Origin of the sequence: Polaromonas sp. UBA4122, from assembly GCA_002381615.1 — a bacterium.
Classification (GTDB): domain Bacteria; phylum Pseudomonadota; class Gammaproteobacteria; order Burkholderiales; family Burkholderiaceae_C; genus Polaromonas.
On sequence record DFWY01000058.1, the window covers coordinates 14,699 to 31,585 of the forward strand.

Consider the following 16,887-nt stretch of genomic DNA (forward strand, 5'->3'; position numbering starts at 1 on the left):
GTGCTGGGCGAGGTCTATGGCGATCTGCTCCGCGCGGCCGGTGCCACCGAGCGGCTGATGGAACTGCTGGAAACACGTTCGCCCGTTATTTCTCCATCGAATCCGGTCCTAGCTCCCGTCATACGTTCAGGGAGCGCTATCAAATTCGAAGCGGTGACATTTCACTACCCGTCACGTCCGGCGCAGGCTGCATTGAGCCACTTCAGCCTGAGCGTGGCCCCGGGTGAAACCGTCGCCCTCGTGGGGCCGAGCGGCGCGGGCAAGAGTACGGTGTTTCAGTTGCTGCTGCGCTTTTACGACCCGGCCTCGGGCCGCATTGAACTGGACGGCGTGCGCACGGCTGACATGGCGCTCGTTGACTTGCGGCAGCGCATCGGCATCGTGCCGCAGGATGCCGTCATCTTCTCCACCAGCGCGCTGGAAAATATTCGCTACGGCAAACCCGACGCCACCGACGAAGAAACCAAAGCGGCTGCCAAGGCGGCCTATGCGCATGAATTCATCAGTGCGCTGCCCGAAGGCTACGACACCTTTCTGGGCGAGCGCGGCGTGCGCCTCTCTGGCGGCCAGCGCCAGCGCATTGCGATTGCACGGGCCATGCTGAAAAACTCACCGTTGCTGCTGCTGGACGAAGCCACCAGCGCGCTGGATGCCGAGAGCGAACGCATGGTGCAGGCGGCGCTGGAATCGGCCATGAAGGACCGGACCACGCTGGTAATTGCCCACCGCCTGGCCACGGTGCAGCAGGCCGACCGCATCCTGGTGCTGGACCACGGCCAGCTGGTGGAGCAGGGAACACACGCGGAACTGGTGAACCGCGGTGGCATTTATGCGCGGCTGGCGGCGCTGCAGTTCAATGTTTGACCGCATCGCTTCCCAGACGCAGACGCTGGAGCAGAATCCTCTGTTATGCATTATTTGCATGGGAGATGCATGAAGCTGGCCTTGGACAGTTGAAAGCCGCAGGCCTAAGCTCCGTGACTTGACTATCCACAAGGAGTTTTTCATGTCGCAAGCTTCCGGCCCCAGCGCAGCTGCCGCTCCCGGCGCCCACCTTCTTCCTTCCTACCTGCAGGCCGACAAGCTCGGCCCGTGGGGCATTTACCTGCAGCAAGTTGACCGGGTCATACCCTATCTGGGCAATCTGGCGCGATGGGCCGAAACCCTGAAGCGACCCAAACGCATACTGATCGTGGACGTTCCGATTCACATGGATGACGGCACGGTGGCGCACTTTGAAGGTTACCGGGTGCAGCACAACGTATCGCGCGGGCCGGGCAAGGGCGGCGTGCGGTTTCACCAGGATGTCACGCTGTCGGAAGTGATGGCACTGTCCGCCTGGATGTCGGTTAAAAACGCAGCGGTGAATGTTCCTTACGGCGGTGCCAAAGGCGGCATTCGCGTAGACCCGAAAAAACTGTCACTCGGTGAACTCGAACGCATAACGCGCCGCTACACCAGCGAAATCGGCATCATCATCGGCCCCAACAAAGACATTCCGGCGCCCGACGTAAACACCAATGAGCAGATCATGGCGTGGATGATGGACACCTATTCCATGAACACGGGCTCTACGGCAACGGGCGTGGTCACGGGCAAGCCGGTGGACCTGGGTGGCTCGCTCGGTCGGCGTGAGGCCACAGGCCGCGGCGTGTTCACCGTGGGCGCCGAAGCCGCCAAACACATAGGACTCGATATTGCAGGGTCGCGTGTAGCCATACAAGGCTTCGGCAATGTGGGTGGCGTTGCGGGCAAGCTCTTTGCCGAAGCAGGCGCGCGCGTGGTCGCGGTGCAAGACCATGGCGGCACCATTTACCGCGAGGCTGGCCTCGATGTGCCGGCCCTGCTCAAGCACGTACAGGAAACCGGCAGCGTGAGCGGCTTTGCACAGGCCGAGGTCATTACCAATGACCAGTTCTGGGATGTGGATTGCGACATCCTGATTCCGGCCGCGCTGGAGCAGCAAATCACTGCGGCCAATGCCGGCCGCATCAAGGCGCGCATGATCATCGAAGGCGCGAATGGCCCAACCACGCCCGAAGCCGACGACATCCTGCAGGAGCGCAATGTACTGGTACTGCCTGACGTGATCGCCAACGCCGGCGGGGTCACCGTCAGCTACTTCGAATGGGTGCAGGATTTCTCCAGCTTTTTCTGGGATGAAGATGAGATCAATGCCCGCTTGGTAAAAATCATGAAAGGCGCTTTCGCCGGAATATGGCAAGTGGCTCAGGACAACAAGGTCAGCCTGCGCACCGCAGCGTTTATCGTAGCCTGCACGCGCATCCTGCGCACGCGCGAGTTGCGCGGCCTGTATCCTTGATCAGGGCTTTCGCTGGGTTAACGCAAGCACTGTGAGCAACAGGGTGCCGAGTGGCACCCTGACTTCCTACTGCAGGGTTTCCTTGATGCCCGGGAGCAGCGGCAAGGGCATGACATCAATCCCCTCTTCCATCAGTTCCACGGCTTCCCGCGCAGTCGTCTGGCCACGAATGCTGTGCGCCTCAAGCTCGCCATAGTGCATGCGGCGCGCCTCAAGGGCAAACCGCTCACCGACGTCTTCAGTGGTTGCAATGACATGACGCAAGGCTTTGAGGAAAGCGGCCTGCGCGGCAGGGCTAGTGCCGTCCGGTATGCCGATCACGGCATCGCTGCTGCGCGCTCCGACATTTTCCGGAGGCTTAGCTGAAGCTGTCTGCTGGATAGGGCCACCCGATACGCTGTCTTGGGCTGGCTCACCAGCCTGGTAAGCGCCAAGATTGAGCCGCGGCGCGCTCGGGAGTTTGTGAATGCCTTTGTCGGCACACAGCGGGCATTCAATCAGGCCGCGCGCCAACTGGTCCTGGAAGTCGCCCTCGGATGCAAACCAGCCTTCAAACGAATGCTGGTGCGAACACTGGAGGTTCAGAACTTTCATGAGGCCATTATCGCGAATCCATTACGGCGCGACCGCTTGCCAATCCAGTGCCCAAGTCCCAGACAACACGTTTTGCAGCCACAGAACGCCAACCAGTGTCTTCGCGTCGGTTACCTGGCCATTGCCGCACCAGCCCAAGAGTTCGGTGGGGGTGGCCGTGAATACGTCCAGGAATTCACCGGCATCCAGCTTTCGCTCGCCCAGGGTCAGTCCACGCGCAAACCAGACATCGATAAATTCGGTGGAGTAGGAAATCACCGGGTGCAGCATGCCGGCTTTGGCCCACTGGCGCGCAGTGTAGCCGGTTTCCTCCCGCAGCTCGCGCTGCGCACAGGCCAGCGATGCCTCGCCGGGATCGAGCTTGCCAGCCGGGAATTCAAGCATGACCGCCTGAACCGGATAACGGTATTGGCGCTCTAGCACCAACTGACCATCGTCGAGTTGCGCCACAATCATCACCGCGCCGGGGTGAATGACATATTCGCGCGTGGTTTGGGTGCCATCGGGCAGCCTGACGGTATCGCGGCATACGTGAAGAAACTTCCCATTGAGAATTTCTTCGGAGCCCACCTTAACCTCAATCAAATGTCCATCGGCCATGCCGCCTTCCTCCTCATCAGCGCCAACACCACACGCCGCGCTTCATGCCCGGTGCTTGAACAAATAACGATGGGTGAAACCAGTAAATGCAATGGCAAGAAAGAGCGTGCCCGTGATGGCGTAAAACTCCCAACCCTGCGTGGAAATTTGCGCAGTCCGCTGCTCAGGGTGCAGCCCGAACCCGCCGACCCGCAGATACCAGACCGGCAATGCCGCCAGTCGCATAGCCAGACGCCTTGGCGTCTTGAGCACAAGCACCGCGAATAGGGTTGCTGATGAACGGCAGATTTTCCACCATAGCTAACAGGACGACGAACCAAACCGAAGTGGTTTGAGTCATGAGGGAGATCTAACTCCCCAGGGACTTGACGATGCTGCTGATTGATTGAGTGCAGAGGGTCATCAGACCACCGGGAAGGATGCCCAGAATCAGCATGACCGCACCGTTGATTACCAGCATTACCCGGGCGTCAGCAGGTGCCAAGATCGGCTGGGTGCTGAGTCGCTGGGGTGCATCAAAGTACATTACCTTGACCACTCGCAGATAGTAGAAAGCGCCAATCAGCGACATGATCACGGCAAAAATAGCCAGCACCAGATAGCTGGTTTTCTGCGACGAAATGAGCGCCTGCAACACGCCCAGCTTGGCATAAAAGCCCACCAGCGGCGGCAAGCCGGCCAGTGAAAACATGCTGATGGCCATGACACCGGAGTACAGTGGACTGCGCTGGTTAAGGCCCGCCAGATCGGCGATCTCTTCAGACTCGTGCCCGGCACGGGCCAGCAGCAGGATGATGCCGAATGCACTCAGCGAGGTCAGCACATAGGTCACGGCGTAGAACATGGCGGCGCCATACGCTGATTCGGTATTAAGCTGGTTGCCGTTGACTACGCCGGCCAGCAAGCCGAGAAGTAAAAATCCCATTTGCGAAATCGTTGAAAACGCCAGCATGCGCTTAAGGTTGGTTTGGGCCACTGCAGCCAGGTTACCTATCAGCAAGGAGCCGATGGCCATCAATGCCAGCATCTGTTGCCAGTCGATTGCCAATGGCAACAGACCTTCCACCAGCAAGCGGATGCACATGGCAAATGCTGCGAGTTGTGGCGCGCCACTGATCAGCAGGGTAACGGCCGTAGGCGCCCCCTGGTAAACGTCTGGCAGCCACATATGGAAAGGCACGGCGCCCAATTTAAAAGCCAAGCCAGCGACTATGAACACCAAGCCAAATACCAGTACCTGGTGCTTGACCTGACGGCTGGCAATGGCGTTGAATACTTCATTGATGTCCAACGATCCGGTCGCGCCGTACAACATCGACAAACCGTAGAGCAGGAAGCCAGAAGCCAGTGCGCCCAGCACAAAGTACTTCATCGCAGCTTCGGTGGCGGTTGCATGGTCGCGACGCAGGGCCACCAGTGCATAACTGGACAGTGTCAATAGCTCCAGTCCCATGTAGATCACGAGAAAGTTGTGACCCGAAATCATCACAAACATCCCCAGCAGGGCAAACATGCTGAGGGTGAACAACTCACCACCGCGCAGCATGTCGCGATCTGCGGCGTAAGGTCGGCCATAGACCAGCGTAGTCAGCACGGCAAGGCTGGCAAAACACTTGAGCCAGCTACCCATGGGATCGACGACCACCATATTGCCGAAGCCGTAGAAGGTTTCGCCCCCAACCGCATAGAAAGCTTCCATGGCAGCCACCACGGCCAGCGTCAGCAATGTCAGGACATAGGTGCCGGTGCGGCGTGGAGTTTTAACCCCCAGATCGACCAGCGCAATCACGCAGGCCATGATCAAAAGGACAATTTCGGGGTAAACCGCGATCCAACTGAGCTTGTCAATCATCTGAAATTCTTTGCGTAAGTTGCTTAGTTCAGTTTCGAAACGGCCACGTGCTTGAGCAAGTCAGTCACGGACGCATTCATCACATCGGTAAATGGCTTCGGATAAATACCCATGTACAGCACAGCAATGGCCAACAAGGCGAGCACGAGGTACTCGCGGCTATTGATATCTTTTAGCTCTTTGACTTCTTTATTGGCAACAGGGCCGAGATACACCCGCTTGAACATCCACAGCGTGTAGGCTGCAGCAAAGATCAGTGTTGTCGCTGCGGCAGCACCGATCCAGAAGTTGGATTTGACGGACGCCAGAATCACCATCCATTCACCGACGAAACCGGCGGTACCGGGCAAGCCGGCATTGGCCATGGAAAAAAGCAAGGCAAATGCCGCAAACTTGGGCATGGTGTTGACCACGCCGCCGTAGCTGGCTATCTCCCGGGAATGAACACGGTCGTACAGCACACCAATGCACAGGAACATGGCCCCCGACACAAAGCCATGGGAGAGCATCTGAACAATACCGCCTGAAACACCCAGGTCACTGAACAGGAAAAAGCCCAGCGTGACAAAGCCCATGTGAACCACAGACGAATAGGCTACCAACTTTTTCATGTCCCGCTGTACCAGCGACACCAACCCCACATAGATGACGGCAACCAGGGATAAGGCAATCATCAACCAGGCCCATTCGTGCGAGGCATCCGGCGCGATCGGCAGCGAAAAACGCAGGAAACCATAGCCCCCGAGCTTGAGCATGATGGCTGCCAGTACGGCCGAACCGCCTGTTGGTGCCTCCACGTGCACATCGGGCAGCCAGGTGTGGACGGGCCACATCGGCACCTTGACGGCAAAGGCCGCAAAAAAGGCAAAGAACAGCAGGGTCTGCACTGTACCGCCCAGCGGCAACATATGCCAGGTGGCGATATCAAAACTGCCGCCCGACTTGGTGTACAGGAACAACAGCGCGACCAGCATCAGCAGGGAACCGAGCAACGTGTACAGGAAGAACTTGAATGCCGCGTAAATCTTTTTCGGCCCACCCCAGATACCGATGATCAGGTACATCGGGATCAATGTAGCCTCGAAGAACACATAGAACAGCATGCCATCCAGCGCAGCAAAAACGCCAATCTGGAGGCCGCTGAGAATCAGTAAAGCAGCCATGTACTGGTTGACACGCGTCCGGATCGATTCCCAGCTCGCGATGACGACCACCACATTGATAAAAGCGGTCAGCAACACGAACCACAGCGAAATGCCGTCCACACCCAAGTGGTAATTGACATTGAAGCGCTCGATCCAAGTGCTATTTTCGACGAACTGCATGGCCGAAGTACCCAGCTGAAAGCCGCCATACAAAGGCAAGGTCACCAGAAAACTGACGACTGCACCGATCAGCGCGATCCAGCGCACACTACGCGCCTGCTCGTCCCGACCAAGCAGCAACAAAACGGTGCCGAAAATAATCGGCGTCCATATGGCAAGGCTTAGCAAACCCATTCTTATTCTTCCTTATTCTTACTGGTTGAGCCAGACGAAATACGTCATCAACACAAATACGCCGATGATCATGCCAAAAGCGTAGTGATAGATATAGCCCGACTGCAGCCTGCGCACCATGCCCGAAACCCAGCCCACCAGCTTCCATGATCCATTGACCACTGCACCGTCGATCAGTTTCTCGTCGCCGCCTTTCCACAGGCCCAGACCCAACGCACGTACCCCGCGGGCCAGGACGTTTTCGTTGAACCAGTCGAGGTAGTACTTGTTTTCAAGCAGCGTGTAAATGGGTTGCGCCTTGCGCTTGATGGCCGCCGGCAAAGCCGGGTTGACCAGATACATGTAATACGAGAGCACGACGCCCGCGAGCGCCAGCCAGAATGGAGCTGCCGTCAGGCCATGCAGCGCCATCTGAACCGGTCCGTGAAACACCTTTGCCAATTCTTCCATGGCGGGGTGCCGCTCAAGATTGATAAAAATGGCATCCTTGAAAAACTCACCGAACAGCATGGGCTGGATCGTCATAAACCCAATCACCACCGAGGGAATAGCCAGCAAGATCAGTGGCACTGTCACCACCCAAGGGGACTCATGGGGTTTAGGGGCTTTGCCCTCGTGACCATGAGCGCCATGTGGATCGTGATGGGCCTCGGGGTTCTGATCAAAACGCTCCTTTCCATGGAAGACCAGGAAATACAGACGGAATGAATAAAAGGCCGTGACGAATACACTCGCCAGCACAGCGAAATAAGCAAAGCCGGAGCCCGCCAAATGGCTCTCGCGCACGGCTTCGATGATGCTGTCCTTGGAGTAAAAGCCAGCGAACAGAGGTGTACCAATCAACGCCAGGGAACCTAGCAGCGAGGTAATCCAGGTGATCGGCATGTACTTGCGCACACCACCCATCCAGCGAATGTCCTGGTTGTGATGCATGCCGATGATGACCGAGCCCGCAGCCAGGAACAGCAGCGCCTTGAAGAAGGCATGCGTCATCAGGTGGAAAACGGCCACGGAATATGCGGAGGCGCCGAGCGCCACCGTCATGTAACCCAACTGCGATAGCGTGGAATACGCGACCACGCGCTTGATGTCGTTCTGGATGACGCCGAGAAATCCCATGAACAGCGCCGTGATGCCACCGATCACCATGATGAAGCTCAGCGCGGTATCACTGAGTTCAAACAACGGCGACATCCGCGCCACCATGAAAATACCGGCGGTCACCATGGTCGCGGCATGAATCAGCGCAGAGATGGGGGTGGGGCCTTCCATGGAGTCCGGCAGCCACACGTGCAACGGAAACTGGGCCGACTTGCCCATCGCACCGATAAAGAGGCAGATGCAGATCACGGTAATTAACATCCAGCCGGTTCCCGGGAAAACCAGTTTGGACAGTTCATCTGCCTTGGCAAAAGCTTCGCCATAGTTGAGCGTGCCGGCATAGGCGGCGATGAGGCCAATGCCCAAAATGAAGCCGAAGTCGCCCACACGGTTGACGAGGAACGCCTTCATGTTGGCAAAAACGGCGCTCGGCTTGTTGAACCAGAAGCCGATCAGCAAATATGACATCAGGCCCACAGCTTCCCAGCCAAAGAACAGCTGCAGCAGGTTGTTGCTCATCACCAGCATCAGCATGGAAAAAGTGAATAGGGAAATGTAGGCAAAGAAGCGGTTGTAACCGTCATCTTCTTCCATGTAGCCAATCGTGTAGATATGCACCATGAGCGACACAAAAGTCACCACGCACATCATCATGGCCGTCAGGCTATCGACCAGAAAGCCGATTTCCATCTTCAGACCACCGACCGTCATCCAGGTGTAGAGCGTTTCGTTGAAGCGCGCGCCATCAAGCGCCACGCTCTTGAGCGTCATGGCCGAAATGATGAACGCCACCAACACGCCCAGAATGGTGAGAGTGTGCGACAGGCGGCGGCCTACCCAGTTACCACCAAACGAGGTTCCAAAAATACCAGCAACCAGGGCGCCAGCCAGCGGGGCCAGCGGAACGGCCAGCAACGTCGATACAGAAAGGGTTTGAGTCATCTTTTTATTAACCCCGGAGCGTGTTGAGTTCGTCGACGTTGATGCTGGACTTGTTACGGAACAGCAGCACCAGTATGGCCAGCCCGATGGCGGATTCGGCAGCGGCGACGGTCAGGATGAAGAACACAAAAACTTGACCCGCCATGTCGTTCAGGTAATACGAAAACGCGACGAAATTCATGTTGACCGCCAGCAGCATGAGCTCAATCGCCATGAGCAGGACAATCAGATTCTTGCGGTTCAGAAAAATACCGATGACCGACAGCGCAAAAAGCATGGCGCCCAGCGAAAGAAAATGTCCCAGCGTAAGCATCATGATTTTTTTTCCTCGGCGGGAGCAACCATAGCGGGTGCAATGGGCACTGCGACCACAGATTTCATCTTGACCAGGCTGACCCGGTCTCGACGCTTTGCCCGGACCTGATCAGCAGGATTGATATGTTTGGAGTCCTTACGCTCACGCAAGGTCAGCGCAATAGCGGCAATGATGGCTACCAGCAGAATCACGGCTGCAATTTCCAGCGGGTAGAGATACCCCGAATACAGGAGCTTGCCTAGCTCTTTGACATTGGAAACCTGAGCGGCGATTTGACCAGGTGCTACCGGAGCTAAGGCCAGCTTCGGCGGCTCACGGAACCCGCCCATCAGGACATAGGACATCTCCAGGGCGATGATGACGCCCACCGTGCCGGCAAGTGGAAAATGCTTCCAGAAGCCTTTGCGCACGCTATCCAGATCGACGTCGAGCATCATGACCACGAAAAGAAAGAGCACCATCACCGCGCCCACGTAGACGAGCACCAGCGTGATGGCCAGAAACTCGGCCTTGAGCAGCATCCAGACGGCAGCAGCCTGAAAAAATGCCAGCACAAGGTACAGCACTGCATGCACCGGATTGCGCGAAGTAATCACCCGGAATGCTGCAAACAGCAGCACCGCGGCGAAGACATAAAAAAGACCTGTTTTAGCGTCCATATTTTTGTAGATTCTTTCTTGTGTCAGCTACTTGACGAGGTGATTCAGCGGTATTTGGCATCAGCCGCCTTGTTGGCCGCTATTTCGGTTTCATAGCGATCGCCCACTGCCAGTAGCATCTCCTTGGTGAAATACAGGTCACCCCGTTTTTCACCGTGATACTCGAAAATGTGGGTCTCGACAATCGAGTCGACCGGGCAGCTCTCTTCACAAAAACCGCAAAAAATGCATTTGGTCAGGTCAATGTCGTAGCGTGAGGTGCGGCGGCTGCCGTCTTCCCGTACATCAGACTCAATAGTGATGGCCATCGCCGGGCACACGGCCTCGCAGAGCTTGCAGGCAATGCAGCGCTCTTCGCCGTTTTCATACCGACGCAGTGCGTGCAAGCCGCGAAAACGCGGGCTTAGCGGGGTTTTTTCTTCAGGGAACTGGATAGTGATCTTCCGCTTGAACATGTACTTGCCGGTCAGGGCCATACCCTTGAACAGCTCGGTGAGCATGAAGCTTGAAACAAAATCCTTGACGGAGGCAACTGCAGACATGACTTTTCCACCTATTTCCAGATGTTGTAAGGGGTCTGCATCCAGGCCCCAACGACCACCAGCCAGACCAGGGTCACAGGTATGAATATCTTCCAGCCCAAACGCATGGTCTGGTCATAACGGTAGCGCGGGAATGTGGCGCGAACCCACAGGAACATTGTGACCACCACAAATGATTTGATGCCTAGCCAGATCCATCCAGGAATCCAGTTGAAGAATGCGCTGTCAATCGGGGGCAACCATCCGCCCAGAAACAGAATCACGCACAACACCGACACCAGGATCATGTTGGCGTATTCAGCCAGGAAGAACATGGCGAAAGCCATGCCGGAGTACTCCACCATGTGACCCGCAACGATCTCGGACTCGCCTTCCACCACGTCAAATGGGTGGCGATTGGTCTCGGCCAGGCTGGAAATGAAATACACCACAAAAATAGGCAACAAGGGCAACCAGTTCCACGAGAGGATGGTTAAGCCCGCGCTGGCAGCCATGCCTTTGCCCTGGCTCATCACGATGTCGGTCATGTTCATACTGCCCGACACCATAAGCACCACCACCAGGCAAAAGCCCATGGCAATTTCATAACTCACCATCTGGGCCGACGCACGCATGGCACCCAAAAACGCATATTTGGAGTTGGTCGCCCAGCCTGCAATGATGACGCCGTAAACTTCAAGCGACGTGATGGCCATCACAAACAAGAGGCCGGCATTGATATTGGCCAGTGCGACATCGGGACCAAAAGGGACGACCGCCCAGGCCGCCAACGCGGGCATGATGGTCATGACCGGGCCTAAAACATACAGTCCCTTGCTTGCGGCCGTGGGGATGATGATCTCCTTGGTCAGCAGCTTGAGCGCATCCGCAATCGGTTGCAACAGTCCAAAGGGGCCGACGCGGTTGGGGCCCATACGGACCTGCGTAAAGCCAATCGCCTTGCGCTCCCACAACGTGAGGTAGGCAACACACCCCATCAGCGGCGCCACAACACAGATGATCTTGATGAGCGCCCACACGACAGGCCACGCGCCACCCATCAAACCTTGGCCGAAGCCGTAAAACGCGTCGATCATGCTGCGGCTCCTTCAAGACTCGCGGCCTGCCGGGCATCCGCCGTCAACTGCAGCGATGGTGCGCGTCTGACCAGACCATCGAGCTGGTAGATGCTGGCGACAGCAGGTATCAAGCCAGCCGCAGCTGACAAGATGATATTGGCTTCGCTCGCACCCGCTAGCTCATTACCCAGCTTGTCTGCGGGTACTTGTGCCATGTCAACTCCTTGAACCTGCTTGAGAACATCTTGCGAGGATTCAAAGTCAAAGCCGGGCAAGCCCAGCAGGTTGGCCAGCACGCGCAAGACTTTCCAGGCCGGACGCGTGTCGCCCAAAGGTTTAACAACCGCATGAAAGCCCTGCACACGGCCTTCAGCATTCACAAAAGTACCAGGGGTCTCCGTAAAGGGAGCAATCGGCAACAACACATCGCTGAAGCTCATATTGGCCTTGAAGGGGCTCAGTGTGACGACCATCTGGGTTGCATTCAGCGAAGCCTCGGCCTTGAGGCCTGCAGCTGAATCAAACTCAGGTTCATTGTTCAGCAGGATGAGCGCTTTCAGCTTGCCCTCCAGCATCTGCCCGGCATGAAGGCCCTGGGCGCCCGGCAAAGCACCGACCAACTGGGCGCCGACGGTATTGGCTGCTTCGGTCAGGTAACCCACAGTCGCGCCGGTTTGCGTACCAATCCAGTGGGCCAGCGCCAGCAGACTGGAGGCATTGGCATGGTGTGCCGCGGCATTGCCCAGCAGGATGGCTTTGCGCTCAGCGCCCAGCAATGATTTGGATATCGCCTTGGCGGCATCGGTTGCCTGACCCGAGGCGGGTGCGGACACGCCCTTCTCTAGCGCAATCGCTGCAGCCACGTCAGACAGGGCCTGAGCCCATCCATCAGGTGCCACCAGCAGTGTGTTCGCAATCGGCATGGCCCATGCGTCCGCGGAAGCCAGCTCGGCTATTGAATCAATAGCACTCAGCGCACATCCCTTGCGGATGGACTGCCGAATACGTTGCGCAAAGAGCGGATGGTCTTTGCGCAGGTTGGAACCAACGACCAGCACGCTCTGCAATTGCGACAGCGAGGCAATGGAGGTGCCCAGCCAGCGGACAGATGAGGAAGGAGAAAACTCGGCATTGCGCAAACGGTAGTCAATGTTCTCGCTGCCGAGCCCACGCATCAGGGAAACAGCCAGGGACAACTCCTCCATCGTGCTGTGCGGACTGGCCAGCGTGCCGATGCTGTCTGCACCGTGCTCGGCCTTGATCTGCTTGAGCCCATTGGCCACATATTCCAGCGCGGTTTGCCAGTCAACGGTCTTCCACTCGCCGCCCTGCTTGAGCATGGGGCTGGTGAGCCGTTCATCGCTATTCAGAGCTTCATACGAGAAGCGGTCGCGGTCGGCGATCCAGCATTCGTTGACGTCTTCGTTCTCAAGTGGAACCACCCGCATGACCTTGTTGCTCTTGACTTGAACAATCAGGTTGGCGCCGGTCGAATCGTGCGGGCTGATCGACTTTCGACGCGACAATTCCCAAGTGCGGGCGCTGTAGCGGAAAGGCTTGCTGGTCAGCGCACCCACGGGGCAAATATCGATCATGTTGCCCGACAGCTCAGAGTCCACCGACATGCCGATAAAGGTTTCAATCTCGGCGTGCTCGCCGCGGTGCGACATGCCAAGCTCCATCACGCCGGCAACTTCCTGACCAAAGCGCACGCAACGGGTGCAGTGAATGCAGCGACTCATCTCCTGCATGGAGATCAGTGGGCCCACATCCTTGTGGAACACCACGCGTTTTTCTTCTTGGTAGCGTGACTCGCTGCCGCCATAGCCGACGGCCAGATCCTGCAGCTGACACTCGCCGCCCTGATCACAAATAGGGCAGTCCAGCGGGTGGTTTATCAGCAAAAATTCCATCACGCTCTTCTGGGCCTGGATGGCTTTGTCGCTCTTGGTATGCACGATCATGCCCGGCGTCACCGGAGTAGCACAAGCGGGCATGGGCTTGGGTATTTTTTCCACGTCCACCAGACACATGCGGCAGTTTGCGGCAATGCTCAGCTTCTTGTGGTAGCAAAAATGCGGAATGTAGGTGCCAGCCTTTTCAGCAGCGTGCATCACCGTGCTGCCTTCGAGCACTTCCACTTTCTGGCCGTCGAGTTCTATTTCAACCATATGTTTTCTTTCCGCGGTTCAAGCTTGCGTTGCAGCCTGAACTGCAGCATGAACTGCTGCAGATTGGGGGGTTTGTGGTTTGATCATCGCCTCAAACTCATGACGGAAATGCTTGATCATGGCGCGCACCGGCATAGCGGCGGCATCGCCCAGCGCACAAATGGTGCGCCCCTGGATATTGTCAGCCACGGAGTTGAGCAAATCCAGGTCGCCCTGGCGGCCCTGCCCATTGTGAATGCGGTCTATGACACGCCACATCCACCCCGTGCCTTCGCGACAAGGCGTGCACTGCCCGCATGACTCATGCATGTAGAAGTAGGACAGGCGCTTGAGTGACTCAACCATGCACCGGCTGTCATCCATCACGATCACGGCCCCTGAACCGAGCATGGAACCCGCCTTGGCAATCGAGTCGTAATCCATGGTGCACTCCATCATGATGGAGGCAGGCAACACCGGTGAAGAGGAGCCACCCGGAATGACAGCCTTGAGAGAGTGGCCCTTGCGCACGCCACCCGCCAGTTCCAGCAGCTTGGCAAACGAGGTGCCCATGGGCACCTCGTAGTTGCCTGGTAGCTCGACGTCACCAGACACCGAATAAATTTTGGTGCCACCGTTGTTTGGTTTGCCACATTCCAGATACGCCTGAGCGCCCTTAAGGATGATCCACGGCACGGCTGCGAACGTTTCGGTGTTGTTGATCGTGGTGGGTTTGCCGTACAAACCAAAACTGGCGGGAAACGGCGGCTTGAAGCGCGGCTGGCCTTTCTTGCCTTCCAGAGATTCCAGCAATCCGGTTTCTTCACCGCAAATATAGGCGCCAAAACCGTGAGCCGCGTAGAGTTCGAAATTAAAGCTGCTGCCCAGAATATTGTTTCCGATCAGGCCAGCTGCGCGGGCCTCGTCCAGCGCCTCTTCAAAACGCTGGTAGGTCGCAAAGATCTCGCCATGAATGTAGTTGTAACCAACACTGGTGCCCATCGCGTAAGCAGCAATCGCCATGCCTTCGATCACGCTGTGCGGGTTGTACTGCATGATGTCGCGGTCTTTGCAGGTGCCCGGTTCACCCTCGTCAGAATTGCAGACCAGGTATTTCTGGCCAGAAAACTGGCGCGGCATGAAGCTCCACTTCAACCCGGTCGGGAAACCCGCACCGCCACGACCGCGTAGACCGCTCGCCTTTACCTCGGCAATCACCTGATCGGGCGTCATACCCGCGATGCTTGCATCGCCTTTCGATCGCGTGCCATCTTGCCCCAGAATTTTGCGTAGCGCCTGGTAGCCGCCACGCGCCTCGTAGTCCTTGAGGCGCCAGTTATCGCCGTCCAAGCCGGCAAGAATTTGCGGATTGATGTGCCGGCCGTGAAAACAGGTCTGCACGCCTGTAGCTACAAATTTCGACAGCACGCTGTGCGCCGCTTCGTTGTAATTTGAGTTGGTTGCAAGCGTCATGATTAATTCGCCTCGGCGGACCTGAGACCATCAATGAGCTGGTCCAGTTTTTCATTGCTCATGCAACTACACATCGTGAGATCATTGACCAGCATCACTGGCGAATCTGCGCAAGCCCCCAAGCACTCGGACTGCTGCAGAGTGAAAAGACCGTCAGCACTGGTCTCGCCCATGGCAATGCCCAGTTTGTGTTCCAGATGCTCCAGCGCCTTGGCGCCATCACGCAATTGACATGGCAAGTTAGTGCAAACATTGAGCTTGTACTTGCCCACCGGCTGCTGGTTGTACATGTTGTAGAACGTGGTGACTTCGTGAACGGCAATCGGCGCCATGCCCAGATAGTCGGCCACCAGCTTCTCGCTCTCGGCGCTGACAAAACCGCGCTCTTGCTGCACGATAGCGAGGCAAGCCATGACGGCTGATTGCTTCTGGTCCGCCGGATATTTGGCGATTTCGCGGTCAAAAAGTACTTTGGTTTGTTCAGAAATCATGGAAGACATCATTGGTTTTACCGGTCAATATCACCGAAGGCAATGTCCATGGTGCCAATGATGGAGACGACATCGGCAATCATGTGGCCACGCGCCATTTCGTCCATGGCGGACAAATGAACATAAGCCGGCGAGCGCAGCTTCAGGCGGTAAGGCTTGTTGGCGCCATCGCTGACAAAGTAAACACCGAACTCGCCCTTGGGGTTTTCGAGCCCGACATAAACCTCGCCCTCGGGCACATGGAACCCTTCACTAAAGAGCTTGAAGTGGTGAATCAGATCTTCCATGTTGGACTTCATGGATTCGCGGTCAGGCGGAGCGACTTTGTGATTGCTTGTAATCACTGGGCCGGGGTTGACGCGCAGCCAGTCAACGCACTGCTTGATGATGCGGTTGGACTGACGTATTTCCTCTATGTGTAGCAGATAGCGGTCATAGCAGTCACCATTTTTTCCGACCGGAACGTCGAAGTCCATGTGCTCATATACCTCGTAAGGCTGTTGCTTGCGCAAATCCCATGCGAAGCCCGAACCCCTGAGCATAGTGCCCGTGAAGCCCAGGTTGAGTGCGCGCTCCGGCGACACCACGCCGATGCCGACCGTGCGCTGCTTCCATATGCGGTTGTCGGTCAGCAGCGTTTCGTACTCGTCAACGAGCTTGGGAAACTTCGCCACGAAGTCGTCGATGAAATCAAGCAGTGAGCCCTGACGACTCTCGTTCAGCACCTCAATCGCCTTGGCGTTCTTGAACTTGTTGACTTTGTACTGCGGCATGACGTCTGGCAGGTCACGGTATACACCGCCCGGACGGAAGTAGGCCGAGTGCATGCGCGCTCCCGACACGGCCTCGTTCATATCGAACAACGCCTCACGTTCGCGAAAGCAGTAAATCATGATGTTCATCGCGCCGCAGTCGAGACCGTGCGTTCCGATCCAAAACAGATGGTTGAGCAGACGCGATATTTCCGCAAACATCACGCGGATGTATTGCGCCCGGATTGGAACCTCGATACCGAGCAATTTCTCAATGCCCAGGCAGTACGCATGCTCGTTGGACATCATCGAAATGTAGTCGAGCCTGTCCATGTAGGGCAGCCCCTGGATATAGGTTTTGCTTTCGACTAATTTTTCCGTGGCACGGTGCAACAAACCGATATGGGGGTCAGCACGCTGGACCACCTCGCCGTCGAGTTCAAGCACAAGGCGCAGAACACCGTGCGCTGCAGGGTGTTGCGGCCCAAAATTGAGCGTGTAGTTTTTGATTTCAGCCATGTCGTATTTTTTGCCG

At 56.9% G+C, this 16,887-nt stretch carries 16 protein-coding genes; 2 read left to right on the forward strand and 14 right to left on the reverse strand.

Annotated features, from left to right (window positions below):
* Together B3F77_RS07385 and B3F77_RS07390 are read left to right on the forward strand one after the other, a co-directional pair.
* On the forward strand, positions 1–864 hold an 864-nt coding region (locus B3F77_RS07385; protein WP_293604336.1), incomplete at its 5' end, for an ATP-binding cassette domain-containing protein.
* 142 nt (positions 865–1,006) lie between these two features.
* Complete coding sequence (locus B3F77_RS07390; protein ID WP_293604337.1) at positions 1,007–2,323, forward strand: Glu/Leu/Phe/Val family dehydrogenase; 1,317 nt, start codon at positions 1,007–1,009, stop codon at positions 2,321–2,323.
* Positions 2,324–2,389: 66 nt separating this feature from the next.
* On the opposite strand, the gene B3F77_RS07395 is transcribed toward B3F77_RS07390, so the two are convergent.
* From B3F77_RS07395 to B3F77_RS07460, 14 genes are all read right to left on the reverse strand, one after another.
* On the reverse strand, positions 2,390–2,917 hold the full coding sequence (locus B3F77_RS07395) for a DUF1178 family protein (protein ID WP_293604338.1): 528 nt from the start codon (positions 2,915–2,917) through the stop codon (positions 2,390–2,392).
* Between the two features lie 21 nt (positions 2,918–2,938).
* Entirely contained in the window at positions 2,939–3,517 is a 579-nt protein-coding gene (locus B3F77_RS07400) for an NUDIX domain-containing protein (RefSeq protein WP_293604339.1), read from the reverse strand.
* A gap of 42 nt (positions 3,518–3,559) precedes the next feature.
* Positions 3,560–3,742: a DUF2818 family protein gene (locus B3F77_RS20765; protein ID WP_349678395.1), complete on the reverse strand. Its 183-nt coding sequence runs from the start codon at positions 3,740–3,742 to the stop codon at positions 3,560–3,562.
* 124 nt (positions 3,743–3,866) lie between these two features.
* Entirely contained in the window at positions 3,867–5,369 is a 1,503-nt protein-coding gene (gene nuoN, locus B3F77_RS07410) for an NADH-quinone oxidoreductase subunit NuoN (protein WP_293604340.1), read from the reverse strand.
* Between the two features lie 23 nt (positions 5,370–5,392).
* Positions 5,393–6,868, reverse strand: coding sequence for an NADH-quinone oxidoreductase subunit M (locus tag B3F77_RS07415; RefSeq protein ID WP_293604341.1), 1,476 nt, complete (start codon positions 6,866–6,868; stop codon positions 5,393–5,395).
* Positions 6,869–6,886: 18 nt separating this feature from the next.
* Positions 6,887–8,911, reverse strand: coding sequence for an NADH-quinone oxidoreductase subunit L (gene nuoL, locus B3F77_RS07420; protein ID WP_293604342.1), 2,025 nt, complete (start codon positions 8,909–8,911; stop codon positions 6,887–6,889).
* Between the two features lie 7 nt (positions 8,912–8,918).
* Positions 8,919–9,227 carry an NADH-quinone oxidoreductase subunit NuoK gene (gene nuoK, locus B3F77_RS07425; RefSeq protein ID WP_293604343.1) on the reverse strand — a complete coding sequence of 103 codons (309 nt, stop codon included), beginning with the start codon at positions 9,225–9,227 and terminating at the stop codon, positions 8,919–8,921.
* Positions 9,224–9,886 (reverse strand): NADH-quinone oxidoreductase subunit J, encoded by a 663-nt coding sequence (locus B3F77_RS07430; RefSeq protein ID WP_293604344.1) that lies wholly within the window; start codon positions 9,884–9,886, stop codon positions 9,224–9,226. The genes nuoK and B3F77_RS07430 overlap by 4 nt, the downstream gene beginning before the upstream one ends.
* Before the next feature lie 44 nt (positions 9,887–9,930).
* A complete protein-coding gene (gene nuoI / locus B3F77_RS07435; RefSeq protein WP_293604345.1) occupies positions 9,931–10,428 on the reverse strand; it encodes an NADH-quinone oxidoreductase subunit NuoI in 498 nt (165 codons plus the stop codon).
* Between the two features lie 11 nt (positions 10,429–10,439).
* Positions 10,440–11,504: an NADH-quinone oxidoreductase subunit NuoH gene (gene nuoH / locus B3F77_RS07440; RefSeq protein WP_293604346.1), complete on the reverse strand. Its 1,065-nt coding sequence runs from the start codon at positions 11,502–11,504 to the stop codon at positions 10,440–10,442.
* Positions 11,501–13,657: an NADH-quinone oxidoreductase subunit NuoG gene (gene nuoG / locus B3F77_RS07445; protein WP_293604347.1), complete on the reverse strand. Its 2,157-nt coding sequence runs from the start codon at positions 13,655–13,657 to the stop codon at positions 11,501–11,503. The genes nuoH and nuoG overlap by 4 nt, the downstream gene beginning before the upstream one ends.
* An 18-nt stretch (positions 13,658–13,675) precedes the next feature.
* Complete coding sequence (gene nuoF, locus B3F77_RS07450) at positions 13,676–15,109, reverse strand: NADH-quinone oxidoreductase subunit NuoF (protein WP_293604348.1); 1,434 nt, start codon at positions 15,107–15,109, stop codon at positions 13,676–13,678.
* A 2-nt stretch (positions 15,110–15,111) separates the two neighbouring features.
* A complete protein-coding gene (gene nuoE, locus B3F77_RS07455) occupies positions 15,112–15,600 on the reverse strand; it encodes an NADH-quinone oxidoreductase subunit NuoE (protein ID WP_293604349.1) in 489 nt (162 codons plus the stop codon).
* A 17-nt stretch (positions 15,601–15,617) separates the two neighbouring features.
* Positions 15,618–16,871, reverse strand: coding sequence for an NADH-quinone oxidoreductase subunit D (locus B3F77_RS07460; RefSeq protein ID WP_293604350.1), 1,254 nt, complete (start codon positions 16,869–16,871; stop codon positions 15,618–15,620).
* Positions 16,872–16,887: the final 16 nt, after the last annotated feature.